Source organism: Exiguobacterium aurantiacum, assembly GCF_001766415.1.
GTDB lineage: Bacteria > Bacillota > Bacilli > Exiguobacteriales > Exiguobacteriaceae > Exiguobacterium > Exiguobacterium aurantiacum_A.
This window is the reverse complement of sequence record NZ_MKXO01000004.1, coordinates 98877-124911: the sequence shown is the minus strand read 5'-3', so window position 1 is coordinate 124911 and position 26035 is coordinate 98877. Positions and strand designations below refer to the sequence as shown.

Sequence of the window (26035 nt, the reverse complement as noted above, 5' to 3'; positions counted from 1 at the left end):
CGAGCCGTGTGTTCGGCTCTCTTTTATCCTCAGTATAACGAACGCCCGAAAAAAAGAGAAGGGATTGCGGTTGCCCGCAATCCCTTCTGCCTTGGTCACGCGTTTTGTTCTTGTAATTTCTCGAGGAGACCCTCGATGAAATGTTGCGCGTTTTGAGCGGCGATCGACCCGTCATTCGTCGCTGTGACGACTTGACGGAGCGTCTTGTCGCGAACGTCTCCGGCGGCGAAAATCCCAGGGATCGTCGTCTCCATCGCTTCGTTCGTGACGATATAGCCTTGCTCGTTCAAGATGCCGAGGTCTTTGACGAATCCAGTGATCGGGTTCATCCCGATGTAGATGAATACGCCATCGATCTCATGCTCCGACTCCGTGCCGTCGATCGTGCTGACGAGACGGGCCCCGCCGACTTTCCCGTCTGCTTCTACGATCTCTTTCAACGTATGGTTCCAGATGAAGTCGACTTTCGGGTTATCGAACGCACGTTTTTGCAGGATCTTCTGCGCCCGTAGCTCATCGCGACGGTGGACGATCGTCACTTTGTCCGCGAAGCGCGTCAAGAACACGCCTTCTTCGACAGCAGAGTCGCCGCCGCCGATGACGAACAAGTTTTTCCCTTTGAAGAACGCACCGTCACAGACTGCACAGTAGGATACACCGCGACCGCCGAGCTCTTCTTCGCCCGGTACGCCGATTTTTTTATACTGCGCCCCTGAAGCAAGGATGATGGCGCGTGCCTTGTAGTCACGGTTATGGGCGTGGACGACTTTATATTCGGTTTCGTCCGAGATGCTTTGGACATCGCCATACGCGTATTCCGCACCGAACGCTTTCGAGTGGTCAAACATTTTTTGAGATAGGTCAGGACCGAGAATGCTGTCGTAACCTGGATAGTTTTCGATATCTTCCGTGTTCGCCATCTGTCCACCTGGGATGCCTCGTTCGATCATAAGTGTCGACAAATTGGCACGCGACGCGTAAAGTGCCGCCGTCATTCCGGCTGGGCCGGCCCCGATGATAATGACGTCATAGATTTTTTCTTCTGTCATAGTGATTCCACCTCTGCATGAAATTGATTGACTTCAGTATAAGAAACCTAGGGAGGTATCGTCTATCTTTATGCTTGCTCGAGTGTCCGCTTGAACGTCCGGATCGTCCCGGTGAGCGTGTCGACCGAGACGCCGAACGTATCGGCGCATTCCTCGAGCAGGAGTGATTCGCGTTTCGCGTAAAACATCCAGACGAGCGCCGCGGCCGATGCCGTGACGTCTTCGAACGTTTCTCCCGCTAGCAGCAGTCGCGAGAAGCGCTCATAGAAATCGCCGTCGAGGCTCATCTGTTCTGCTTCCGTCACTTCCGTTTCGGCGAGGACGAGGGCGGCGTATCCTCGTTCGATCCGGGCGTCGCCCGTGAACGAAGAACCGCAAATTTCAGCGCGACACTTTTCGGCGAACGAGATCACCGTCTCGTTATCGGTCAATCCGTTCGTCAAGGCGAGCGCCTCGAACGCTTCGTCATCGGCGAGCTTGGAGATGATCCGAATGATCTCGATGCGGGCCGTGTCTTCCTCTTGGCGCAGACCTTGGACGAGCGCCGAGCGGAACTCGAGGTTGTCGCGGATATCGAACGGATTTTTCTCTTCAAACTGTTTCAACTCGTCACTGTTCAAATAGGTAGCCGCTTCTTCAGAACGTCCTGTCTTGTAGGCGGATACGCTGAGCCAATGCCCGAACAGTGAGTCGCCACGGAAGCCGCGTTCTTTCAATAGACGCAGTTCTTCGTAGGCATGGTCGTACTGGCCGACGAGAGCTAGCGTCGTAGCGAGCTTGTAGCGCAATTCAAATTGGATCGGACGGACGCGTGTGAGCGGGACCGACAGTTGCAGCGCCGCTTCCGACTGTCCGGCCTCATGTAATAGAAGAATCGTGTTCAAGATCGCATGCAAGTTGCCCGGATTTTGGTCGAGGACGTACTCGAGCGTCTCGAACGCCGATTCGTCGTTGCCGAGGTAAAAGTGGACGATGGCCAAATTGTTGAACGCCGGCCAAAACGTCGGATATTGATCGATCAAGCGCTCGAGCGTCGACTTGGCGGCGAAGAGCCGACCTTTGTCGATGTGTTGCTGCGCCTCGGTGTGCCACGTGATCAACTCGTCCTCTTCTTCGTCTTCGAGCTCTTGTTCAAGCTCGATCAGTTCGAGAAGGGATTGGACCGATTCCGCGTAACGACCGTGCGCTTCCTGTTCAAGATAGCGGCTCGCATACGTGGCCGCTTCTTCGTACTGTGAGATATAGGCGCAGTTGCTCGCGAGGTGATAAAGTGCCTCTGTCGCCGTTTGGTCGAGTTCTAATACCCGTTTCCACACATCGTTGGCGTGGTAGACCTCCCCTACTTCGAATAACAGTTCAGCGTACTGTTTGTGGTAATCGACGCGATGGACTGCCGCAGCAGTTGCTTCAGCCATGAAAAAAGTCGCTTCATCTAGGCGACCTTCTCGTAACGCTCGACGACCTCTATAGTAGTGGAGCTCCGCAGCAAGCGGAGATTCTGGTTCGGGTAGCGTCATTAGTGCTTCATAGTTCGCTTCCATATTCTAAATCCTCCACATCGTCTCTAGTATCTTTTTTTAGTTGCAGGATTAAGAATACCGCACTCAATCCATGAGGGCAACCGAAAAAGTTTAAAAAAATCGGGACTATATTCCTTCTATAATGAATATATTTTACTAGGTCTGACAATTGTTTTTCGACAAAAATATACATGACGGCTCACCTCGCGACACGACACAAAAAAACGGCATCACCTTCAAATAAAGTGATACCGCTCAAGTATTTTTCACACGAAGACCAATCGAACAGCTTGAAATGATTTCGCGCTAAATTGTGTCTATTTCGTGTCTACGGTTTGCAATTTGGCGCCGACGACGCGTTCACCAGGCAAAACGTCTCGATGCACGACGGCACCGGCTCCGACGACCGCCTTGTCACCGATCGTGATGCCCGGCAAGATCGTCACGTTCGCCCCGATCAAGACGTCGTCACCGATCCGAACGTCACCGATCCGATACTCGTCGACGAGGTATTCGTGACAGAGGATCGTCGTGTTGAAGCCGATGACCGTGTTGCGTCCGATCGTGATCCGCTCCGGGAACATGACGTCAGGCGTCACCATGAGGGCGAGGGCGCTATACTCCCCGATCTTCATCCCGAGGAAGTTCCGGTACAGCCAACGCTTCGCCTTGACGGACGGGAAGTAACGCCCGACGAGGACGACCGTCGTATTTTTGAAGACGCGCAAGAAGCGGATCGTCCGATACATCTGCCAGAGCGGGTTGGGCCCGTCCAGATGATACCGTTCCGTCTTACGCATTGACCGTGACCTCGTCGAGCCACGTCTCGAAGTGCTCCATCGACTCGATGATGACGTCAGGCTCGAGCGTCTCTAAGAACGCCCGGCCCTTCAAGGCCCAACCGACGGCGACCGTCTTCGTGCCGGCGTTTTTGCCGCTGAAGATGTCCGTGTCGTTGTCCCCGACCATGACGGCCCGCTCCGGTGTCGAACCGAGCGCGCGCAGCGCCTGCTCGACCGGCTCGGCGTGCGGTTTCTCGTTTTCGACGTCGTCAGCCGTGACGACGACACCAAACAAGTGGTCGATGTTGAACAGGCGAAGTCCGTGTTCGACGACCGGCCGGCCTTTCGATGTGACGATGCCCATCTTATAGCCTTTGGTGTGCAGACGATGCAGTCCTTCGATCACGCCAGGATATTCGGCGACGAGCGCGTCGTGCATGGCGATGTTGAAGCTGCGATAGAACGCCTGCATCTCTTTCCATTCCGGTTCATTGAGCGCTTTGAACGACTTCTCGAGCGTCGGTCCGATGAACGGGAAAATATCTTCGTCCCGATACGTCTCGTTCGGGAAGTAATACCCGAGCGTATGACGAAAACTCGCAAGGATGAGCGGGTTCGTATCGAGCAACGTACCATCTAAATCAAATAAAATCGTATCCATCAATCAAACAGTCCTTTCTCAGAAGGGTCATCGTACCGCTTCGCTTTCCGGCGCAACACCATCATCACGATCCCGAACACGATCATCGCGATCGAGACGAGCTGTGCCGTCCGTAGATCACCGGCCATGAGGCTGTCCGTACGGAGTCCCTCGATATAGAAGCGACCGATCGAGTACCAGACGAGGTACGACAAGAAGATATAGCCGCGCGGTGGATTGCCGACCATGCGCCAAACGACGAGCAAGATGACGCCGAGGATGTTCCAGACGCTCTCGAACAAGAACGTCGGCAAGTAGTACGCCCCGTCGATATACATCTGGTTGACGATCCAGTCCGGTAACAACAACGTCTCTTTCAAAAACCGGCTCGTCGTCTCAGACCCGTGCGCCTCTTGGTTCATGAAGTTGCCCCAACGGCCGATCGCTTGACCGAGCAAGAGCGATGGCGCGAGGATGTCGGTCACTTTCCAAAACGACATCGATTTACGCATCGAGTAGATGATGACGACGAGCAAGGCGCCGAAGATGGCCCCGTGAATCGCGATCCCGCCTTGACGGATATCGATGATCTGCCCGAGGTTTTGGCTGTAGTAATCCCATTGGAACACGACATAGTAAATCCGGGCGAAGACGATACTGATCGGGATCGCCCAGATGATGACGTCGACGACCCGCTCCGAATCATAATTGAGTCGCTTCGCCTCAAACAAGGCGAGGACGAGACCGAGCATCGCTCCGAAGGCGATGATCATGCCGTACCAATAGATCGGGAGCGACCCGATCTCGAACGCTACGCGGTCAAACGTCGGCTCCACCATCATTCCATGTCCCCTTCGTTATCGTGGATCGCGTTGGCGAGTCGTTCGGCGAACTCTTCCGCCGTGTTGATGCCCATGTTTTGCAGGCGATAGTTCATCGCCGCGACTTCGACGATGACGGCCAAGTTGCGTCCCGGACGGACCGGGATCGTGAGTAGCGGCACTTCACTGTCGATGATCTTCATCGTGTTATGGTCGAGCCCAACGCGGTCATACACTTTGCCGGCGTCCCAGTTCTCGAGGTTGATGATCAAGCTGATCTTTTTGTGCGAACGGACGGCGCCCGCTCCGAACAGCGTCATCACGTCGATGATGCCGATCCCGCGAATCTCGAGCAAGTGGCGGATCAGTTTTGGTGCCGACCCGACGAGCAGCTGGTCGCCCGTCTGCCGGATCTCGACCGAGTCGTCGGCGACGAGACGGTGGCCCCGCTTGACGAGCTCGAGCGCGGTCTCGGATTTACCGACGCCGCTCTGTCCTTTGATGAGGACGCCGACACCGTAAATGTCGACGAGGACGCCGTGCATCGCCGTCATCGGTGCGAGTTCCATCTCGAGGAAGTTCGTGATCTGTGACTCGATCGACGTCGTCACCGCGTTCGTGCGCATGAGCGGAACGTTTGCCGCCTCGGCCTCTTCCTCGATCTCGATTGGGATGTCGAAGCCGCGCGTGATGAGAATGCCCGGTGTCGACTCCGTGCAAAGAATTTTGGCACGCTCGCGCCGGCTTTCTTCAGACAGGCTCGCGTAAAACGTGAGCTCCGTCTTGCCGAGCACTTGGAGACGATTCTTCGCATAGTGCGTATAGTAGCCGGCGAGGACGAGTCCTGGTCGACTGAGGTCCGGTGTGGCGACAGGACGGTGAAGCCCTTCTTCCCCGGAAATGACTTGAAGCTTGAAGCGCTCAACGAGTTGAGCCGTGCGTACGATATTTTGCATAAGTATCTGCCCCTTTCACGCTCATTATTGTATCATAGCTCCTCATGAGAAGCGTTAATGAAAAGTGAGCCAAAACTTGTCAATTCAAAAGGAATGAAACTAATTTGTGGCAATTGCTTAGAACGGGTATAGAAGTTTATAAGGAGGTGAAACAAAATGGACGCACTCTTTTGGATTGCCATCGTCTTTATTTTCATCGTCGGGATCGCGGCGCTCGTCTATCTGATCAAGTCGCTCATCGACATGTGGCGCGAATATGCGACGACGAAGAACGAGACGGTGCTCCTGTTGTTCATCCTGAACATCGTCGGTGTCTTCTTGTCCGGCTCGTTACTTTCGATGATCGTCGCCATCATCTTCTACTGGAACCGCTCGAAAAAAATGCGGAACCTCGGGATCTTCCTACTCATCGCTGGACCGATTCTGTTTATCCTCTTTATCATCGGCTCGTTCACGTTGTATGACGCCCCGATGATGGAATGGGAACAGTTCGAGAACGAAATGAATTTATGACGTGACAAAGCCCGGAGGCAATCGCCTTCGGGCTTCTTATGATTCACGCTTTACAAAAACAACCCCGAAGGCGCTCGCCTTCGGGGTTGATTGTCATTGCTGATGGAACGGGTTGTTCAAGTCGGCCGGGTTGACCGGGTTGACCGGGTCGACCGGATCATTCGGTTCCGTCGGTTCGTGCTTGTCTTCTTCGAGGAACGTCGACGGCGTGTGGAGTGAACCGTGCTCGAGGTCGATCGTACCAGTACGCGTACCGGCCTCGACTTCGATGCGCGGCGTCTGACCACGGCCTGATAAGAACTCGAGACGACGCTGGGCGACGTCTTTACGGTCGCGGACGATCTCGAGGTCGTCCAAGTTACAGTGGAGCCCACCGAAGTTCGTCTCGAGCTCGCCTTCGATCTCGACGCCGTGCGGCAAGACGAGTCGGATGTTCCCGGCGAGCGAAGCGATTTCGAACTTGGCCGGACGCGCCGTCGCGAGTTCGGCGCGGATGTTGCCGTTCCCGGTCTTGAGCGAGGCCTTGTCATACTTCCCGTTCACGATGACAGAACCGTTACCGGTCCGGACGTGGACGAGCTCAGACTCGGTCGCTTCGACCTCGACCGTACCATTGCCCGTGTTGACGAGGATCTCTGAAGCGTGCACCTCGTGAAGCACGACGCGGCCGTTCGCCGTCTGGACGCGGAAGCTCTCGACGTCGATCCCGTCGGCACGGACTTCACCGTTCAACGTTTGGACGTTCAAGTGGTCGAAATGATGATGCGGGACGTACAGTTCGACGTGGGCCCGGACGAGCTTGTCACGAAGTGAGATGACGAGACGGTCGCCGATGACCGAATGTTTGACGGCCGACTGGAGCTGTTCGAGCGCTTTGTCCGCGTCTTGCTGCCGGAGCGGACGTCCGGTGACGATCAGTTCACACTCGTCGTGGTCCGACGAGACGATCGTCGCCGAGGCGTTGAACAAGTCGAGCAAAATGTCTTTCCCGGTGAACGGGAACGATTTCGAGTACGTCACTTCCGGCCCGAAGTTCGAGCTGAACGAGAAATCGCTGTCGCGAAGTTTCGTCACGAGTCCATCGACCGCTGACGTCAGTTTCGTCGTGAGCGACTCGACCGAGTAGGCATCGACCTTCTCCGTCTCTTGATGCTCTTCAAGCGCTTGGATACGCTCCGGCTCCAACTTCTCGAGCCGTTCGAGTTGGGTCATCCCTTCCTCGATCGTCAGTTTGCCATCTTTCACTTGCTGGAGAATCAGTTCACGCATTTCTTGTTTCACGTTCGTTTCCCCCTTCGATTTGGTTACACGTCAATCATGTTCCCGTTTCTAAACATTTCTATACTTATTTCTTTTTTCCTGCTTTCGGTTTGGCCCGGGCCGCATCGCGTTCGAGCACCGGTTTCAAATACTTGCCGGTGTACGACGCCGTGACTTCGGCGACTTCTTCCGGCGTCCCGGTCGCGACGATCGCGCCGCCGCCGTCCCCGCCTTCAGGTCCGAGGTCGATCAAGTAGTCGGCCGACTTGATGACGTCTAAGTTATGCTCGATGACGAGCACCGTGTCCCCGTTCTCGACGAGGCGCTGCAATACGATTAACAACCGGGCGATATCGTCGACGTGAAGACCGGTCGTCGGCTCGTCCAAGATGTAGATCGTCTTGCCGGTCGAACGTTTGTGCAGCTCAGACGCGAGCTTGACGCGTTGCGCTTCCCCGCCCGACAGTTCGGTCGCCGGTTGTCCGAGCTTCATGTAGCCGAGGCCGACGTCAGAAATCGTCTGGATCTTCCGCTTGATTTTCGGAATCTTGTCAAAGAAGTCGAGTCCTTCCTCGATCGTCATGTCGAGCACGTCGGCGATCGTCTTGCCTTTATACTTCACTTCGAGCGTCTCCCGGTTGTAGCGTTTGCCATGACAGATCTCACACGGGACGTAAACGTCTGGAAGGAAGTGCATCTCGATTTTGATGATCCCGTCCCCGCGGCACGCCTCACAGCGTCCGCCTTTGACGTTGAAACTGAAGCGGCCTTTCTTGTAACCGCGCATCTTCGCCTCGTTCGTCGACGCGAACACGTCACGAATGTCATCGAACACACCCGTATACGTCGCCGGGTTCGACCGCGGCGTCCGTCCGATCGGCGACTGGTCGATATCGATGACTTTATCGATCTGGTCAAGCCCTTCGATCGTCTTATGCTTCCCTGGCTTCGCTTTGGCGCGGTTAATATGGTGCGCGAGCGACTTGTACAGGATCTCGTTGATGAGCGTCGACTTCCCGGAGCCGGAGACACCGGTGACGGCGATGAACATACCGAGCGGGATCGATACGTCGACCTCTTTCAAGTTGTTCTCTGCTGCTTTGACGATCCTGATGAAACGCTCGTCCGGCACTTTGCGCTCGGCCGGCAGCGGGATGAACCGTTTCCCGGACAAGTATTGACCGGTGAGCGACTTTCGGTTCTTCATAATCTGTTTCGGTGTGCCAGCGGCGATGACTTCTCCGCCGTGCTCTCCGGCGCCAGGTCCGATGTCGATCAAGTAGTCGGCCGCCATCATCGTGTCCTCGTCATGCTCGACGACGATGAGCGTATTGCCGATGTCGCGCATCTGTTTGAGCGTCGCGATCAAGCGGTCGTTGTCACGCTGGTGCAACCCGATCGACGGCTCGTCCAAGACGTACAAGACGCCGGTCAGCCGCGATCCGATTTGCGTGGCTAGACGGATCCGCTGTGCTTCCCCGCCTGATAACGTCCCGGCCGCCCGCGACAACGTCAAGTAGTCGAGACCGACGTTGTTCAGGAAGCTGAGCCGTTCTTTGATTTCTTGCAAGATGAGCCGGGCGATGGCGATATCTTTTTCGCTCAGTTCGTCCATGAGCGACTCGAACAAGGCGAGCGCATGCTCGACCGAGAGTGTCGTCACTTCCCCGATGTGGCGGTCGGTGATCTTGACGGCGAGCGTCTCTTCTTTCAAGCGATAGCCGTCACACGTCGGGCAGGCGTGCGTCGCCATATACGTCTCCATCTGTTCCCGGATGTAATCCGACGTCGTCTCTTTATAGCGGCGCTCGATGTTGCGGAGCACCCCTTCAAAAAAGATCGTGTTCGTCCGGACTTGGCCGAAATCGTTCTCGTAGCGGAACAAGAACGATTCTTCTTCCGTCCCGTGCAAGACGAGGTCTTGGTCACGTTTTGACAGCCGTTCGAACGGCACGTCCATGTCGATGTCGAAATGCTGACACATCGAGGCGAGCAGCTGCGGATAATATTGCGAGCTCGTCGGCTGCCATGCGACGACCGCTCCTTCTTTCAGCGTCTTCGACGGGTCTGGGATGACGAGCTCCGGGTCGACGTCGAGTTTCGTACCGAGACCGTCACACGTCGGGCAGGCCCCGAACGGTGAGTTGAACGAGAACATGCGCGGCTCGAGCTCACCGATCGAGAAGCCACAGATCGGGCAAGCATGGTGTTCGCTAAACAACAACTCGGTCCCGTCCATCTTGTCGATGATGGCGCGGCCGTCCGCGAGGCGGAGTGCCGTCTCGAGTGAATCGGCGAGGCGGCCTTCGACGTCAGCGCGGACGACGAGCCGGTCGACGACGACTTCAATCGAATGTTTCTTGTTCTTGTCGAGCTCGATGTCATCAGTCAGTTCGATCGTTTCCCCGTTGACGCGGACACGGACGAACCCTTCTTTTTTGAGCGAGTCGAACACTTTGACGTGCGTGCCTTTCCGTCCCGACACGATCGGCGCCAAGATTTGCAGGCGCGTCTTCTCCGGGAGCTCCATCACTTGGTCGACCATCTGTGAGATCGTCTGGCTTGAGATCTCGATGCCGTGGCGTGGGCAGACGGGTTTCCCGATGCGGGCGAACAAGAGTCGTAAGTAGTCATAGATCTCCGTCACCGTCCCGACGGTCGAGCGCGGGTTCCGGCTCGTCGTCTTCTGGTCGATCGAGATGGCCGGGCTCAACCCTTCGATCGTATCGACGTCCGGCTTGTCCATCTGTCCGAGGAACTGACGGGCGTATGCCGACAGGCTCTCGACGTAACGGCGTTGCCCTTCGGCGTAGATCGTATCGAATGCGAGCGATGACTTCCCTGATCCCGACAGACCCGTCAAGACGACGAGCTGGTCACGGGGGATATCGATATCAATGTTTTTCAAGTTGTTGACGCGCGCCCCTTTGATGACGATCGCATTTTTCTTTTCAGCCATTTAATTCCCTACCTTCAACTCCAAGATTAAGTCACGCAATTCGGCCGCCCGCTCGAACTGAAGGTCGCGGGCCGCTTGTTTCATTTCTTCTTCTAGTTTGCCGATCGCCGCCTCGCGCTCGTCTTGATTCATCGAGCTGAGCGACTCGAGCACTTCTTCTTCGGCAGCGACGGTCGCGCGAATGACGCCGCGCACTTCTTTGCGGATCGTCTGCGGCGTGACGCCGTGCTCTTCATTGTATTCTTGCTGGATCGTCCGACGGCGGTCGGTCTCCCCGATCGCCCGTTTCATTGAATCGGTCATCTTGTCGGCGAACAGGATGACGTGGCCGTTCGAGTTACGCGCCGCCCGTCCGATCGTCTGGATGAGTGACCGGTCAGAACGAAGGAACCCTTCCTTGTCGGCGTCGAGGATCGTGACGAGACTCACTTCCGGGATATCGAGCCCTTCTCGCAGCAAGTTGATCCCGACGAGGACGTCGTATTTACCGAGTCGCAGGTCACGGATGATCTCGATCCGTTCGAGCGTCTTGATCTCGGAGTGCATATAGTTGACCTTGATGCCCGCTTCACGGAGATAGTCCGACAAGTCTTCGGCCATCTTCTTCGTGAGCGTCGTCACGAGGACGCGTTCGTCCTGTTTGATGCGGTCGCGGATCTGGTCCATCAAGTAGTCGATCTGTCCTTTGATCGGGTGGATCTCGATCGTCGGGTCGAGTAGTCCCGTCGGCCGGATGATCTGCTCGATCATGTTTGGTGTATGCTCGAGCTCGTACGGGCCCGGTGTCGCCGAGATGAAAATCGCTTGCGACAACTTCTTCTCGAACTCCTCGAACTTGAGTGGACGGTTGTCCTTGGCCGATGGTAGACGGAAACCGTGGTCGACGAGCATTTGTTTGCGCGCCTGGTCGCCGTTGAACATCCCGCGGACTTGCGGCAATGTCACGTGTGACTCGTCGGCGATGAGCAAGAAGTCTTTCGGGAAGTAGTCGATGAGCGTGTACGGCGTCGCCCCTTCTTCCGTCAAGTTCAGATGGCGTGAATAGTTCTCGATGCCTGAACAGTAGCCCATCTCGCGCATCATCTCGAGGTCGTAGTTCGTCCGCTGCTCGAGACGTTGCGCTTCGAGCAATTTGCCTTCTTCGCGGAACTTCTCAAGCTGTTGCTCGAGCTCGGCCTCGATGTTGACGATCGCCTTTTGCAGCTTCTCGTCGCGGGTGACGAAGTGGGATGCCGGGAAGATTGAGACGTGTTCACGGTCGGCGATGATCTCGCCGGTGAGCGGGTTCATCTCGCGGATGCGGTCGATCTCGTCACCGAAGAATTCGACGCGCAAGCACTGCTCGTCGCGTGACGCTGGGAAGATCTCGACGACGTCGCCGCGGACACGGAAGCGCCCGCGCTGGAAATCGATGTCGTTCCGTTCATATTGGATGTCGATCAGTTTGCGGAGCATCTGGTCGCGCCCCATCTCTTTGCCGACGCGGAGACTCAAGACGAGACTGTTATATTCTTCCGGGTTACCGAGGCCGTATATACATGACACGGATGCGACGATGATGACGTCGTCCCGCTCGAACAAGGACGACGTCGCCGAGTGACGGAGCTTGTCGATCTCGTCGTTGATCGAGGCATCCTTCTCGATGAACGTGTCGGTCGACGGCACGTACGCCTCCGGTTGATAGTAGTCGTAGTAACTGACGAAATATTCGACGGCGTTGTTCGGGAAAAACTCTTTGAACTCGGAATAGAGCTGGCCGGCGAGCGTCTTGTTGTGAGCTAAGACGAGCGTCGGCTTCTTCACTTCCTGGATGACGTTCGACACGGTGAACGTCTTCCCGGTACCGGTCGCACCGAGCAGCGTCTGGTAACGGTCGCCGCGATTGACGCCTTCGATGAGTTGGCGGATCGCCTCCGGCTGGTCGCCGGCCGGACTGTATTCCGAATGTAATTCGAACGGAAGCTTGATCTTGTCCATGTATATTCCTCGCTTTCTGTCCCTTGCATATTGACTTGATTATAGCACATACACGAACAAATATTCGCTTCTGAGACGCTTCCCAAACCGCTCCCCGATTCGCTATAGTGAGGAGGAATCTAAACAGAAATGGGTGGGTCATCATGTGGTCACTTCTCTTTATCCCGCTCGGCGCGGTCGTCGGCGCCTTGTCCGGTTTCTTCGGCATCGGGGGCGGTGTCATCATCGTCCCGGTGCTCTTGTTCAACGGATATTCGGCGGCCGAGGCGGTCGCGACGTCACTTTTGTTCGTCGTCGGGACGAGCCTGGCCGGGGCGAAGAAGCACTCGTCGCTCGGCAACGTGGCTTGGTCGACCGGCCTCACGGTCGGTCTGGCCGGTGCCGTGACCGCGCAGCTGTCGAGCCGGCTCGTACTCTCGATCTCCGGGACGTATGACTGGTTGCTGAATGTGTTCTATTTGCTTATCCTTTCTTATTTTGCCGTTACGCTTCTAAAGAAAACATCGAAGCCGCCGAAACGGAAAAAATCCGGATTGGTCGCAAGTTTCTCCATCGGGGCGATCGCCGGACTCTTGTCGGCGCTCCTCGGCATCGGCGGCGGTTTTATCATCGTCCCGCTGCTCGTGAGTTGGCTCGGGTTTTCGACGCACCGCGCCGTCGGGACGAGCCTCGCCGCCGTCCTGTTCATCTCGCTCGGCGGACTCATCGGTTACTTGCCGTCGCTGTCGCTCGATTACGTTGCCCCGCTCGCCTTGGTGACGGGTGCTTTCATCGGTGCCCCATTCGGCGCAGCGCTCACGAATCGTTATCGGGACCACGAGATTTCAAGACGGCTCGCTTGGCTCTACTTTGCTGTCATCGCCTCGATCGTGCTCGACCTCGGGGCGACATGGTGGACACCGTTGTCTTATGCGAGCTTGAGTATCCTTGCTGTCTTTCTCGTCAGCATCAGCATCGATTTTTCCAAACGATTTTCCAGTCCGAACCACTTTTCTCGTTGAGAAGTGGTTTTTTTCAACATCTTGGTTTCGAAGCGCTTTCATTCAGGGGATATAGAAAAGTGGTAAGCCAAATCTAATATGGAAGGAAGGGAGTATCACATGTCAGCATTTGTCAGCGAAATTATCGGTACGATGCTACTCATCTTACTCGGTAACGGTGTCGTCGCCGGCGTCGTCCTCCGCCACTCGAAAGCCGAGAACGGCGGCTGGATCGTCATCACGTTCGGTTGGGGCTTTGGCGTTATGGTCGGGGTGTACGCTGCAGGTATTTACGGAGGCGCGCACATCAACCCGGCCGTCACGATCGGACTCGCCACGAGCGGGGCATTCCCTTGGGAAGATGTGCCACTGTACATCCTTGCCCAGTTCATCGGGGCGTTCATTGGGGCATGTCTCGTCTACGTGCACTACAAACCGCACTACGACGTGACCGAAGACCAGGGCGCGAAGCTTGCGACGTTCTCGACCATACCAGCGATCCGGAACCTCCCGTTCAACTTGGTGTCGGAGATCATCGGGACGTTCGTCCTCGTCTTCGCTATACTCTCGTTCGGCGCCAACTCGTTCGCCGACGGATTGACCCCGCTCATCGTCGCGCTCCTTGTCGTCTCGATCGGTCTCTCGCTCGGTGGCACGACCGGTTATGCGATCAACCCGGCCCGTGACCTCGGACCGCGGATCGCGCATGCGATACTCCCGATCAAAAATAAAGGGACGTCCGACTGGTCCTATTCATGGGTCCCAGTCGTCGGCCCGATCATCGGCGCCGTCATCGCCGCGCTGCTCTATGGTATCCTCGTCCCATAATCACCCTAACTTCTAAGGAGGCACATTCATATGGACAAAGAAAAACGGTATATTTTAGCAATCGACCAAGGTACGACCAGTTCACGGGTCATCATCTTCGACCACGACGGGAAGATCGTCACGACCGCTCAGCGCGAGTTCAAGCAGTACTTCCCGAAACCAGGCTGGGTCGAGCATAACGCCAACGAGATCTGGGGTTCGGTCCTCGCCGTCATGGCCGAGGCGTTCGGTTCGGCCGACATCGACCCGAAAGAGATCGCGGCCATCGGCATCACGAACCAACGGGAGACGACGGTCGTTTGGGAGAAGTCGACCGGCAGACCTGTCTACAACGCCGTCGTCTGGCAATCGCGTCAGACAGCCGGCATCTGTGACGAATTGAAAGCAGCGGGCCATGCGGACTTGTTCCGCGACAAAACCGGCCTCTTGATCGATGCTTATTTCTCAGGGACGAAAGTGAAATGGATCCTCGACAACGTCGAAGGCGCCCGTGAGAAAGCGGAAGCCGGGGAATTGTTGTTCGGAACGATCGACACGTGGCTCATCTGGAAGCTCTCGGGCGGTCTCGCGCACGTCACCGACTACTCGAACGCGTCACGGACGCTCATGTACAACATCTACGAGCAGAAGTGGGACGATGAGTTGCTCGACATCCTCACCGTACCGAAGTCGATGCTGCCTGAAGTCAAGCCATCGAGTGAAGTATACGCCCACACGATCCCGTACCACTTCTTCGGGTTCGAAGTCCCGATCGCCGGCGCGGCCGGTGACCAGCAGGCCGCCTTGTTCGGCCAAGCCTGCTTCGAGTCAGGCGAAGGGAAGAACACATACGGAACGGGTTGCTTCATGCTTATGAACACGGGAGAAGAAGCCGTCAAGTCGGACCACGGTCTGTTGACGACGATCGCCTGGGGCTACGATGGAAAAGTCGAGTACGCGCTCGAAGGATCGATCTTTGTCGCTGGATCGGCCATCCAGTGGCTCCGTGACGGACTGCGTATGCTCAAGTCGGCGAAAGATACGGAACAGTATGCGAACCGTGTCGGTACGACCGACGGGGTCTATGTCGTCCCGGCCTTCGTCGGGCTCGGTGCCCCGTATTGGGACTCGGACGTCCGCGGCGCCATCTTCGGGATCACCCGCGGTACGGAAAAAGAACACTTCGTCCGGGCGACGCTCGAGTCACTCGCCTATCAGACACGCGACGTCTTGACGGCGATGGAGCAAGATTCCGGCATCGCATTGAAGACGCTCCGCGTCGACGGTGGTGCGGTCAACAACGACTTCCTCATGCAGTTCCAAGCGGACATCTTGAACGTACCGGTCGAACGTCCGGAAGTGAGTGAGACGACGGCGCTCGGCGCCGCCTATCTCGCCGGACTCGCCGTCGGGTTCTGGAAAGACCAGAACGAGATCAAGCAGCAATGGAAACTCGATCATCAGTTCGAACCGAACATGGACGAAGCGCATCGTGAAGCGCTCTACAAAGGCTGGCAACACGCCGTCGAAGCGACGATGGGCTTCAAACCATCAAAACTTGAAGTCTAAACACAAGCAAGGGAGCATCCGTCGCGGATGCTCCTTTTTATAATTTCCGTAAGCGCAAGCGCGGGCTCATCGGATCCCCGACGAACAAGATGCCGAGCTCGTGCGGATCGGCCTCATACATCGCCCGTTGCACGAAGCGGATATCCCCGTTCAAGTTGAGCACTTCGAGCTTGATGTACGGCTTATGGAGTTGAAGCGCCTCGTAAAAGCTGCTCCCCCCGGTGATGACCGTACCGTTCACTTTGTAGATTGACTCACCTGGTATGAGCTGCATCGTCTCCCCTGGCGAACCTGGAAGCGTATCGATGATGACCGCCCCGCGGTTCCCGTTCAGGAAGACTGGTGTCGTGCCGCGATTCTCCCGTTTGATGAGCTGCAAGGCGAGCTCGTACAAGACGAACAGACCGATCAACACATAAGCGACGTACGGGACGTCGAGGACGTACGACCCGGCGAACAGGCCGAGCGCGACCACCGCGAGCAAACCGCGATACAGGCTCAAGCGGCCGAGCAGCGTTCCCGGCAGTGCCCCGGTCGACAGCAGGCTGACCCCGATCGGGATCGGCAAGATGACCGGCACCGAGAAGTCGAGCCCGAACGACGGCGGTAAAAAGACGACGAGCGGAAAGAACCAAACCCGCTTGACGACGTGTCCGCCGATGAACTGGCCACGCTTCGACAAGATGAGCGTCGGTGACGTCTCTTTGATCCCGTTCCAACGTAGGAGGATCGCTTCGGCGAGCGTGACGATGCCGAACACGAGCGCATACACCGGCCACTCGACGTCGGCGAGCCGGTCGACCCAATTCGTGAGCTCGGCTAGCGGGACAACGTCGCGCAGACCGATGACCACGAGCATGATCAGGAACGGAAACGCCGGACTCATGAAGCGCGGATGCATCGTCAAGACGATCAGGGCGTAGAGGACGGTGAACGTGACGACCCACTCGAAGTTGACCGTCGTCTCGAGCAAGACGGTCGCTACAGTTCCGAGGACCGCGAGCAACAGACTCGGCCACACAAAGTGGCGCCAATCTGACTTCGGCGAGCGTCGGCGCGACCGGAACATGCTTCGCTCCCGTTTAATGCGCGTCATGGATATGTAAGCGAGGGCGACGAACGTCGCCCAGAGCAGCGGACTACCTAACAAGGTCAACAAAGCGGTAAAACTCATTCGTAGAACGTCCACACTTGTCCAATCCTTTCCCTAATCCTTATTTTGCGGCTTCTTCAAGTGCCCGGTTCAACTGGGCATCGTTCGCCTCGTCTTGGATGACTTCAAGCAACCGTGACTCGAGCGCGGACGCCGTCGCTTCATTGACGACCCCGTCCTCCGTTAAGTTGTTGTCGGCTTGGAAGTCTGAGACCGCCTGTGCCATCGTGTCACCGAAGTAACCCGCCTGACCGCCCGGCTCATAACCGATCCCGGTCAACACCGTATGCAGGTTCGACACCGTCTCGCCGTAGTCCCCGACTTTGAGCGAATCCTCTTCCGCGAGGATGCGGTTGACCCCGAAGTAATCCGGTTGATCGACCTCAACGTCAGGCTCGATACCCGTCTCGTTGATCCAATTGCCGTCCGGTGTGAGCCATTTGCTCGTCGTCAGCTTCAAGTTGCTACCGTCTTCCAAGTCGAACGCCGTCTGGACGACGCCTTTCCCGAACGTCGTGTTGCCGACAACCGTCGCACCGGCGCCTTCCTTGAGCGCACCGGCCAAAATCTCGGACGCCGAGGCCGAGCCTTCGTTCGTCAAGACGAACAGCTTGTACGGCTTCGCCTCACGGGCGCGTCCGTTTTGGGCCTCACGTTCCCCGTCGGCGTTCTCGATTTGAACGACCGGCTTATCCGTCGGGACGAACCCTTCGGTCATCGCGATGACGGCCGGGAGTAGACCACCCGGGTTGCCACGGACGTCGATGATCAAGCTATCGATATTTTGGCTCTCGAGCGTCTCGAGCTGCTCTAAAAACTCATCGGCCGTCGGCTCTGAGAACTGGGTCACTTCGAGATAGCCGATCTTTTTGCCGTCCTGCTCTTTCACTTCCGAGTAGACCGTCTCGATCGGGATCGTATCCCGCGTGATCTCATAATCGGCCTCTTGCCCGCCGCGACGGATCGTCAGCGTGACAACAGTTCCCTTTTCGCCACGGATGAGCTGGACCGCCTCTTCGACGGCCATCCCTTCGATCGACTCGCCGTCGACCGCGGTGATGATATCCCCTGGGCGAAGACCTGCCGCTTCAGCTGGTGCGCCTTTGATCGGAGCGACGATCAAGATGTCTTCTCCTTTCTTCTCCAAAGTCGCGCCGATTCCTTCAAAGCTCGACTCGATCGAGTCGGTGAACTGTGACGTCTCTTCCGCGTCGAGGAAGTCAGAGTACGGGTCATCGAGCGCTGCCGTCATGCCGTCAAGGGCGCCGGTCAACAAGTCTTCTTCCGAGATGTCCTTTAGCGAGTGCGTCTCGATCAAGCTGCGGACTTGTTCGACCTTGTCCCAACCTTCTGCTTTCGGTTGGATCGGTAACCTCGTATCGGTGAACGCCATCGTCGCCAGGCCTGCACCGGCCCCTGCCACGAACGTCGCGCCGGCGAGTAGTCCTGCGGTTGTGTTTTTCACGGGTAAGTCCCTCATTTCTTTTTGTCGGTCTTTTATCCAGTATAGCAAAAACTTCAGAAAAACGGACGCGTTCCACATATTTGGGACGCGTCCGTCTGTCAGTAGCCGATATAAGGGCCCGGGTCGACCGCATTTGGTTGCCCGGGTGCCCATTCCCCACGGTGGAGCTCGAAGTGGAGATGCGGTCCCGTCGACCAGCCCGTGTTGCCGAGCGTACCGACCGTCTGGCCCGCCCCGATCGACTGGCCGGCCGCTACCGTGATCGAATCTAAATGACCGTAGACGGTCGTCCAGACTTGTCCGCTCACGACGTGCGAGACGAAGACGACGTTGCCGTAACCGGTCGCTCCAGCCGCCTTGATGACGATGCCTGGGGCGGCCGAGACGATCGGTGTGCCGGTCGCGTTGACGATATCGATGCCGCGGTGTGATTCCGGTGCCCCGGTGAGCGGGTTCTCACGCGGTCCGAACCGGCTCGACACGTAACCCGACACCGGGCGCAAGAACGTACTGACCGGAGCCGTGACGGTTTTCGGTTCCGCTGCTGGCGGTGCCTGTGGTGTCACGGTTTCTTGATTCGCTTCGGCTCGTTCGGTGGCTTCGGCTCGTGCCGCTGCTTCGGCCCGTGCTCGCGCTTCTGCGGCGGCTTTTGCCTCGGCCTCTTGTTTCGCGCGGGCTTCGGCTTCCGCTTGTTCCCGTTCAGCCGTCGCAATCGCGTCGAGCTGACTGGCGATGATGCGGCGCTGTTCGTTCATGAGCGCTTGTTCTTCGTCACGGGTCATCTGTTCGAGCTCGAGCAGTTCGACCTGCTCGTTCAGTTCCGAGAGGAGCGCATGTTTCTCTGTGGCCGCTTGATCGAGCGCTTGTTTCGTGACGACGAGCTCGCGCTCTTTTTGTTTGACGAACGACAGCTGTGTCCGTTGCGTCGCCTCGAGCGTCTCGAGGCGCTCGACTTCATGCATATAGCTATGTATGAGGTCCCGGTCTTGCTCCGCGATCGTCTGTGCGGTCATGAGCCGCGTCACGAAATCCCCGAACGAGCGGGATTCGAATACGACTTGGAGATAAGACCGGTCCTCATGGATTTGAAGCACACGAAGACGCTCACTAAGGAGCGCCTTCTGGCCTTCAAGATACTGCCCTTGGGCAGCGAGTTGTTGGCGGGTCGCCTCGAGCTCGGTGCGTGCCGCGTCCGCTTCGACTTGCTGGACGGCGATCTGTTCACTTAAGCCCTCGAGACGTTCATTGACGGCGCGGATCTCGGTTGAGACCGCGTCGCGCTGTGCCTCGGTGACTTCGAGCTCGGCGTCCGTCTCGACTTGCGCTTTTTTAGACTGCTCCAATTGATTGGATAGACGATCTTGTCGTTCTTTCAACGTCTCTTTCTCCGTCGCCATGACCGGCGCGGCGAGTAGCGTCAAACTTAATCCAAGCGCAAGCGAACGTTTCATCCGCCAATTCCTCCCCATATTCAAATTAAACTTTTAAGAATCGACCGAGCGATGTCGTCGATCCCCAGATCCCGATGAACGCACCGAGCGCAAGCAAGACGAGCGAGACTTGCGTCGTGAGTACCGATGGATCGATCAATTTAAATATATCACTATTCAGTTGATCTAGCGATGGTTGTAAAGCACCATATGCGACGTCATACCCGAAATAAATGACCGCGATCGGGATGAGCGCGCCGAGCACACCGAGGAGAAGACCTTCGATGAAGAACGGCCAGCGGATAAAGCTGTTTTTCGCTCCGACGAGACGCATGATCTCGATTTCGCGACGGCGTGAGAAGATCGTCATCTTGATCGTGTTCGAGATGAGGAACATCGCCATGAGCGTGAGTCCGACGATCAACACGAGTCCACCGATGCGGATCCCGTTGAAGAAGGCGAACATCTTATCGATATAGTCCTGACCGTACGTGACCTTATCGACGTTTTCAAGTGACTGGACTGCGTCCGCGACCGTCTCCGTGTTGAGCGGGTCTGCCGCTTTGACGATATAGCGGTCATGGAGCGGGTTGTCTTTCTCGACCGTACCGTACGCGTTGGCGTCTTCCCCAAGCTGGTTGCGGAAGTTTTCGAGTTCATCCTCTTTCGAGCTGAACGTCACCGAGGCGACGCCCGGGATCTGTTCTAAGTTCTCGCCTAGCTTCTCGACGTTCGCTTCCTCCGCCGTCCGTGTGACGAACACTTGGATCTCGACGTCGTTCTCGACGTTCTCTGAGATCTCGTTGACGTTGAACATGACGAGGGCGAAAATACCGACGAGTAACAAGGTGATGGTGACGGCACTGATGGCCGCAAACGACATCCAACCGTTGCGAAGCGTCCCTTTGAACCCTTCGCGTAAATGGCGTAGCCCACTTTTAAATATCATAGCCATATGCTCCTTTCTCTTCATCGCGGACGACTTTGCCGTTTTCGATCGCGATGACGCGATGACGGATCTTATCGACGATGTCACGGTTATGTGTCGCCATGACGATTGTCGCCCCGCGGCGATGGATCTCTTGGAATACTTCCATGATGCCCCATGCCGTATCCGGGTCTAAGTTACCGGTCGGCTCGTCGGCGATGATGAGCTTCGGCTTGTTGACGATGGCGCGGGCGATCGAGACACGTTGCTGTTCGCCACCTGACAGTTCGTCCGGATAGTTACGCGCCTTATGTTTAAGTCCGACGAGGTTCAATACGTCCATGACTTGCTTACGCATCGTATTCGTGTCGGCCTGAACGACTTCAAGTGCGAACGCGACGTTCTCATACACTGTTAATGAAGGGAGCAGCTTATAATCTTGGAAGATGACGCCGAGCTGGCGGCGTAGTTTCGGGACGTGGCGGTGTTTTAATTTCCCGACGTCGATCCCGTCGATCAACAGTTGACCGTTCGACGGCTTCTCCTCCCGATAAATCATTTTCATGAACGTCGATTTCCCGGCGCCGGATGGTCCGACGACGTATAAAAATTCACCGTCTTCGATCTTCAAATCGAGGTCGTCGACTGCGACGACACCGTTTGGATATACTTTACTAACTTTTTGCATCGAGATCATAACGTATTCCCTACCCTTTTTATAAATTTTTCATGCATCTATGACGAGTGTATAGTTGTTTAGTAAGTGAATATTTTCGCCTAGCCTCAGTTCTACACGATAACTAGTGATTCTGTCAAGGCACCGTCCAAGTTTCGGAACGGGCCAAGGTTTATCCGGTTCAGTAGTAGGAGCGCCTACAATTATAACAACCAGAATTTTAAATAACCATTACAGGATTGTTTCAGTTCGATTGAGTTCGGTGTGAAATTGTTGAACTGAACGTCCGTTTCACGTCGCGGTCACATTTGGTGAAACTCACATTCAAATAGGCACTCGCCGGGGCGAGTGCCTATGTTCAATCGTTCCGTTTATCGGTCGGACGTTTTTTCAACGCGTCGAACGGTGAACGTTTCCGTTTCCGGTATTTGATGTGGATCGTCGGTGACTCATACTCTTCCGACGCCCGGATGTCTTTGCTTGAGACGCGCATGAACGACCAGGCGAGGAGCACCATGATGAAGATGAGCGGGAATCCGCCGACGATGCTCGCCGTCTGCAACGTGTCAAGCCCACCGAGGAACATGAGCGTCAGCGGCATGATACAGAGAGCGAACGCCCAAAACAGGCGGTTCCAGACGAGCGGCTCTTCTTCGACATGCTTTTGCGTGACCGATGCCAAGATATAGGAAGACGAGTCGAACGTCGTCGCGAGGAAGATGATCGCGAGGAGCGTGAACACGGCGACGACGACTTTACCGAACGGCAGCTGGCCGATAATGGCGATGATCGTTGCCGGCGGTCCGTACATGTCCATATACGAGATGACGTCGAACGCACCGGTCAAGTGGAGGTAGAGCCCGTAATTGCCAAGTATCCCAAAGAACAGGATACAGCCGAACGTCCCGTACACCATCGTCCCGATGACCATCCCGCGGATCGTGCGTCCCCGCGAGATCCGGGCGACGAACAGGCCGACGAACGGTGCGTAAACGAGCCACCACGCCCAGTAGAACACCGTCCACGATTCCGGGAAGCCTGTCTCTTCGAAGCCGCCGAGGTTGCCGAACGGCTCCATCCACGTCGCCATCAAGAAGAAGTTGTCGAGCATCGTGCCGACCCCGTTGAACGTCGTCTCTAGAATGAACCGGGTCGGACCGAAGGCGAAGACGAACGTCAGGATAATGATGGCGAGCCAAATGTTCAAATCGCTCAGCACTTTGATGCCCCGTTTCAAGCCGACGTACGAGCTGATGGCGAAGATGACGGTACAGATGAGCATGATGACCGCCTGCATGCCGAGCGTGACCGGGATGCCGGTGATCTCGTTCACCCCTTCGGCGATCATCGGTGTCCCGAGGGCGAGCGTCGTGCCGGCCCCGCCGAGAAGACCGAAGATGAACAAGATGTCGATGACTTTACCGACCGGTCCGTCCGCCCATTTGCCGATGACGGGCCGGACCGCCTCGCTCACTTTCAACACCGATTTGCGGCGTACATAATAGAAGTAAGCGATCGGCAGCGCCGGCAGCGTATAGATCGCCCAAGCGATCGGCCCCCAGTGGAACATGCCGTAGGCGGTCGCCCATTGGATCGCCTCGGTCGACTCCGGTGTGACACCGAACGGCGGTCCTTGATAGTAGTACACCCATTCGATGACCGACCAATACAAAATACTCGAGCCGATCCCGGCGGCGAACAACATCGCCGCCCAAGAGAACGTGCTGAACTCGGGTTCCTCATCTTCAGCGCCTAACTTGACGTGCCCATTTTCACTGAAAGCGACGAAGATCAAAAATCCGAACGCGCCGAGTCCCATCGCTAAATACAACATGCCAAAGTTCGTCGTCATGAACGTGTTGGCGGCGCCGACCCATGCCTTCCCCGTCTCCGGGAAAAAGACGAGCGGCAACGTCACCGTCAGCAACAGGACGAACGCACCGATGAACGTCGGCCAATCAATCAGTTTTGTCTTCACATCATATCCACTCCGTTTCAATGTCTTTATCGTTCCTTACCAAAATTCGATCAATCTAAAACGCGGAATGCAAAAAAACCACGGTTATCCCGTGGTCCTGATGATCACTTCTTCTCGGCGAGCCAAGCTGCGACCGCTGTGATCTCTTCGTCGTCCTCGATCACGTTCGCAGGCATCGTGCCTTGTCCGTTTCGAATAATGTTCTCGATGTCTTCAGCCGAGAGGCGTGCACCGACGTCCGTCAATGCCGGACCGCTCATGCCTTCCAAGTTCGCGCCGTGACAGGCCGCACAGTTTTGGGCGTATACCGCTTCCGCGTCGACTGAAGCCGTGTTCGAGCCCGTATCCCCATTGCTTGTCGTTTCTTCTTCATCGCCGCCGCCGCACGCACCGAGCGTGAGCATGGCGCCAAGGCCGATGGCCATCATCCACTTCTTCATATAGGGTTCCCCTCCTAAGTTGTAGAAATTGCCTACATTATCCATTATAACCGTTTTGACAAGGCCTTTAACCTAATCTCACGAAAAGTACACAAAGATTCCACATGTCACGGGACGTTGCTATACCGTTTATCTGAGGTGAAACCTTGGCCCATCACCTCGTGCGCCTCGCTGAAGATGAGGAACGCGTCGGGGTCGATGCGGCGGATCAGGTCTCTCAACCGACTCACCTCGTTCTGACGGACGACGACGAGCAACATCGGCCGGTCGAGACGCGAATAGGCGCCGATCGCCTGGATCTCGGTCGCGCCCCGGTCGAGCTCGTCGAAGACGGCGCGCGTGATGACGTCACGCTTGTCCGAGATGACATACGCCATCTTGTCTTGCGTGAAGCCGAGCTGGACGAAGTCGATCATCTTGATCGTGATGTACAAGGCGATCAGCGCGTACAGTCCCGTCGTGAACGAGAACGTGACGGCTGCGACGATCACGACGGTACCGTCGAGGATGGCGATACAGAGATAGAGCGGGATGTGGGTGAACTTATGTAGGATCTGGGCGAGTAAGTCCATCCCGCCGGTCGAGGCCCGGCCGCGGAAGATGAGCCCGAGGCCGATCCCGACACCGACACCGCCGAACACGGCCGCGAGCAGCGTATCATCGACCGCCGCGCCCGCACCGATCGCTTCATAAAACAAGATCACACCTGGTAAGAAGATCGAGCCGACGAGCGATTTGACGCCGAAGCCGAGTCCGAGGATCATCCAGCCGACGAGGAGGAGCAACACGTTCGAGACGAGCTGGAACGCCCCCGGCGAGATGCCGAACAGCTCGTACGTGATGATCGAGATCCCGCTGACGCCGCCCGAGGCGATGTTGTTCGGGAACAGGAACAGACTGAACGCCGAGGCGACGAACACGGAACCGGTCAATAAGTAAATATAGTCTTTGACGATTTGCTTCATTAAAGAAATTCTCCTCTACATACAACGTGGCCCAAAGACGGACGTCTTTGAGCCACATGCATCACATATTTGTCTTACGGAGGTAAGCGTCGATGAAGCCCATGATGTCTCCATCCATGACGCCGCTCGTGTTCCCGACTTCATAACTCGTGCGGTGGTCTTTGACCATCGCATACGGGTGGAAGACGTATGAACGGATCTGACTGCCCCAGCCGATGTCTGTCTTCTCACCGCGGATCTCGTCGAGCTTGCGTTGCTGCTCATCGAGTTCGCGCTGGTACAGTTTCGCCTTGAGCATCTTCATCGCCGCTTCACGGTTCTTGATCTGCGAACGCTCGGCCTGACATGAGACGACGACACCCGTCGGCACGTGCGTGATCCGGACGGCCGAGTCGGTCGTGTTGATGTGCTGACCGCCGGCGCCTGACGCGCGGTACGTGTCGATGCGGAGGTCTTCGGTTCTGACGTCGATCTCGATATCGTCATCGAATTCCGGCATGACGTCGCACGAGACGAACGACGTATGACGGCGGCCTGACGAGTCGAACGGCGAGATCCGGACCAAGCGGTGGATCCCTTTCTCCGCTTTCAAGTAGCCGTAGGCGTTATGCCCGACGATGCGGAGCGTGACCGACTTGACGCCGGCCTCCTCGCCCGCGAGGTAGTCGACCGTCTCGACTTTCCAACCTTGTTTGTCCGCGAAGCGCTGATACATGCGGAGAAGCATCGAGGCCCAGTCTTGCGACTCGGTACCGCCCGCACCCGGGTGCAGCTCGAGGATGGCGTTGTTCGCGTCATACGGTCCGTTCAAGAGGATCTCGAGTTCGAACGCGTCGAAGTCGGCCTTGAGCGCCATGACCATCTCTGAGAGATCACCTTGCATCTCGACGTCCGGTTCTTCCTTGATGAGTTCGAGCGTGACTTCGCCGTCCTCGTGACCATCCGCGAGCTCTTGATACTTGTCGACCATCGCTTTGAGCACGTTCGACTCGTCGATGACTTTTTGTGCCTTCTCTTGGCTGTCCCAGAAGTCCGGGTACGTCATCTCGTTCTCGAGCTCGGCGATGCGCGCCTGTTTCTCTGTTAAGTTGAGCGATTGTCTGTAATTTTCGAGGCGTTTTGCCATCGCCTCGAGTTCGTTCCGAATATCTGAAATTTCCATAGTGA

22 protein-coding genes are annotated in these 26035 nt (G+C 56.5%); 4 read left to right on the top strand and 18 right to left on the bottom strand.

Annotated features, from left to right (window positions below):
* Nucleotides 1–95: 95 nt before the first annotated feature.
* From trxB to hprK, 6 genes are all read right to left on the bottom strand, one after another.
* Complete coding sequence (trxB, locus tag BJU60_RS09755) at nt 96–1049, bottom strand: thioredoxin-disulfide reductase (RefSeq protein WP_070328693.1); 954 nt, start codon at nt 1047–1049, stop codon at nt 96–98.
* A gap of 68 nt (nt 1050–1117) precedes the next feature.
* Nucleotides 1118–2590, bottom strand: coding sequence for a tetratricopeptide repeat protein (locus tag BJU60_RS09750; protein WP_070328692.1), 1473 nt, complete (start codon nt 2588–2590; stop codon nt 1118–1120).
* Between the two features lie 296 nt (nt 2591–2886).
* A complete protein-coding gene (locus BJU60_RS09740; protein ID WP_070328690.1) occupies nt 2887–3369 on the bottom strand; it encodes an acyltransferase in 483 nt (160 codons plus the stop codon).
* Nucleotides 3362–4012 (bottom strand): pyrophosphatase PpaX, encoded by a 651-nt coding sequence (gene ppaX / locus BJU60_RS09735; RefSeq protein WP_070328689.1) that lies wholly within the window; start codon nt 4010–4012, stop codon nt 3362–3364. Before ppaX ends, BJU60_RS09740 begins: the two co-directional genes overlap by 8 nt.
* Nucleotides 4012–4833: a prolipoprotein diacylglyceryl transferase gene (lgt, locus tag BJU60_RS09730; protein ID WP_070328688.1), complete on the bottom strand. Its 822-nt coding sequence runs from the start codon at nt 4831–4833 to the stop codon at nt 4012–4014. Before lgt ends, ppaX begins: the two co-directional genes overlap by 1 nt.
* Nucleotides 4830–5768: an HPr(Ser) kinase/phosphatase gene (gene hprK / locus BJU60_RS09725; protein WP_070328687.1), complete on the bottom strand. Its 939-nt coding sequence runs from the start codon at nt 5766–5768 to the stop codon at nt 4830–4832. Before hprK ends, lgt begins: the two co-directional genes overlap by 4 nt.
* 156 nt (nt 5769–5924) lie before the next feature.
* Between hprK and BJU60_RS09720 the strand changes: the two genes are divergently transcribed.
* Entirely contained in the window at nt 5925–6281 is a 357-nt protein-coding gene (locus tag BJU60_RS09720) for a hypothetical protein (RefSeq protein WP_070328686.1), read from the top strand.
* Nucleotides 6282–6374: 93 nt separating this feature from the next.
* Here the strand turns inward: BJU60_RS09720 and BJU60_RS09715 are convergent, their stop codons facing one another.
* From BJU60_RS09715 to uvrB, 3 genes are all read right to left on the bottom strand, one after another.
* Nucleotides 6375–7562 carry a DUF4097 family beta strand repeat-containing protein gene (locus BJU60_RS09715; protein ID WP_070328685.1) on the bottom strand — a complete coding sequence of 396 codons (1188 nt, stop codon included), beginning with the start codon at nt 7560–7562 and terminating at the stop codon, nt 6375–6377.
* A 64-nt stretch (nt 7563–7626) separates the two neighbouring features.
* Nucleotides 7627–10500: an excinuclease ABC subunit UvrA gene (gene uvrA / locus BJU60_RS09710; protein WP_070328684.1), complete on the bottom strand. Its 2874-nt coding sequence runs from the start codon at nt 10498–10500 to the stop codon at nt 7627–7629.
* Nucleotides 10501–12477 carry an excinuclease ABC subunit UvrB gene (uvrB, locus tag BJU60_RS09705; protein WP_302050627.1) on the bottom strand — a complete coding sequence of 659 codons (1977 nt, stop codon included), beginning with the start codon at nt 12475–12477 and terminating at the stop codon, nt 10501–10503.
* 143 nt (nt 12478–12620) lie between these two features.
* Between uvrB and BJU60_RS09700 the strand changes: the two genes are divergently transcribed.
* The 3 genes from BJU60_RS09700 (at nt 12621) to glpK (ending at nt 15833) form a co-directional block, all read left to right on the top strand.
* Complete coding sequence (locus BJU60_RS09700; RefSeq protein WP_070328683.1) at nt 12621–13478, top strand: sulfite exporter TauE/SafE family protein; 858 nt, start codon at nt 12621–12623, stop codon at nt 13476–13478.
* A gap of 99 nt (nt 13479–13577) precedes the next feature.
* Nucleotides 13578–14285 (top strand): MIP/aquaporin family protein, encoded by a 708-nt coding sequence (locus BJU60_RS09695; RefSeq protein WP_070328682.1) that lies wholly within the window; start codon nt 13578–13580, stop codon nt 14283–14285.
* Between the two features lie 30 nt (nt 14286–14315).
* Complete coding sequence (glpK, locus tag BJU60_RS09690) at nt 14316–15833, top strand: glycerol kinase GlpK (protein ID WP_070328681.1); 1518 nt, start codon at nt 14316–14318, stop codon at nt 15831–15833.
* 37 nt (nt 15834–15870) lie between these two features.
* On the opposite strand, the gene BJU60_RS09685 is transcribed toward glpK, so the two are convergent.
* From BJU60_RS09685 to prfB, 9 genes are all read right to left on the bottom strand, one after another.
* Complete coding sequence (locus BJU60_RS09685) at nt 15871–17007, bottom strand: hypothetical protein (RefSeq protein ID WP_070328680.1); 1137 nt, start codon at nt 17005–17007, stop codon at nt 15871–15873.
* Nucleotides 17008–17047: 40 nt separating this feature from the next.
* A complete protein-coding gene (locus BJU60_RS09680; protein WP_070328679.1) occupies nt 17048–18451 on the bottom strand; it encodes a S41 family peptidase in 1404 nt (467 codons plus the stop codon).
* A 98-nt stretch (nt 18452–18549) separates the two neighbouring features.
* Nucleotides 18550–19902, bottom strand: coding sequence for a murein hydrolase activator EnvC family protein (locus BJU60_RS09675; RefSeq protein WP_070328678.1), 1353 nt, complete (start codon nt 19900–19902; stop codon nt 18550–18552).
* Between the two features lie 25 nt (nt 19903–19927).
* Nucleotides 19928–20830 (bottom strand): permease-like cell division protein FtsX, encoded by a 903-nt coding sequence (gene ftsX, locus BJU60_RS09670; RefSeq protein WP_070328677.1) that lies wholly within the window; start codon nt 20828–20830, stop codon nt 19928–19930.
* Complete coding sequence (ftsE, locus tag BJU60_RS09665; protein WP_070328676.1) at nt 20820–21506, bottom strand: cell division ATP-binding protein FtsE; 687 nt, start codon at nt 21504–21506, stop codon at nt 20820–20822. Before ftsE ends, ftsX begins: the two co-directional genes overlap by 11 nt.
* Nucleotides 21507–21843: 337 nt before the next feature.
* Nucleotides 21844–23463, bottom strand: coding sequence for a BCCT family transporter (locus BJU60_RS09660; RefSeq protein ID WP_070328675.1), 1620 nt, complete (start codon nt 23461–23463; stop codon nt 21844–21846).
* 104 nt (nt 23464–23567) lie between these two features.
* Nucleotides 23568–23903, bottom strand: a complete 336-nt coding sequence (gene cccB, locus BJU60_RS09655) for a cytochrome c551 (RefSeq protein ID WP_070328674.1) — start codon at nt 23901–23903, stop codon at nt 23568–23570.
* Between the two features lie 107 nt (nt 23904–24010).
* Complete coding sequence (locus tag BJU60_RS09650) at nt 24011–24868, bottom strand: YitT family protein (RefSeq protein WP_070328673.1); 858 nt, start codon at nt 24866–24868, stop codon at nt 24011–24013.
* A gap of 61 nt (nt 24869–24929) precedes the next feature.
* On the bottom strand, nt 24930–26030 hold the full coding sequence (gene prfB / locus BJU60_RS09645; protein WP_070328672.1) for a peptide chain release factor 2: 1101 nt from the start codon (nt 26028–26030) through the stop codon (nt 24930–24932).
* Nucleotides 26031–26035: the final 5 nt, after the last annotated feature.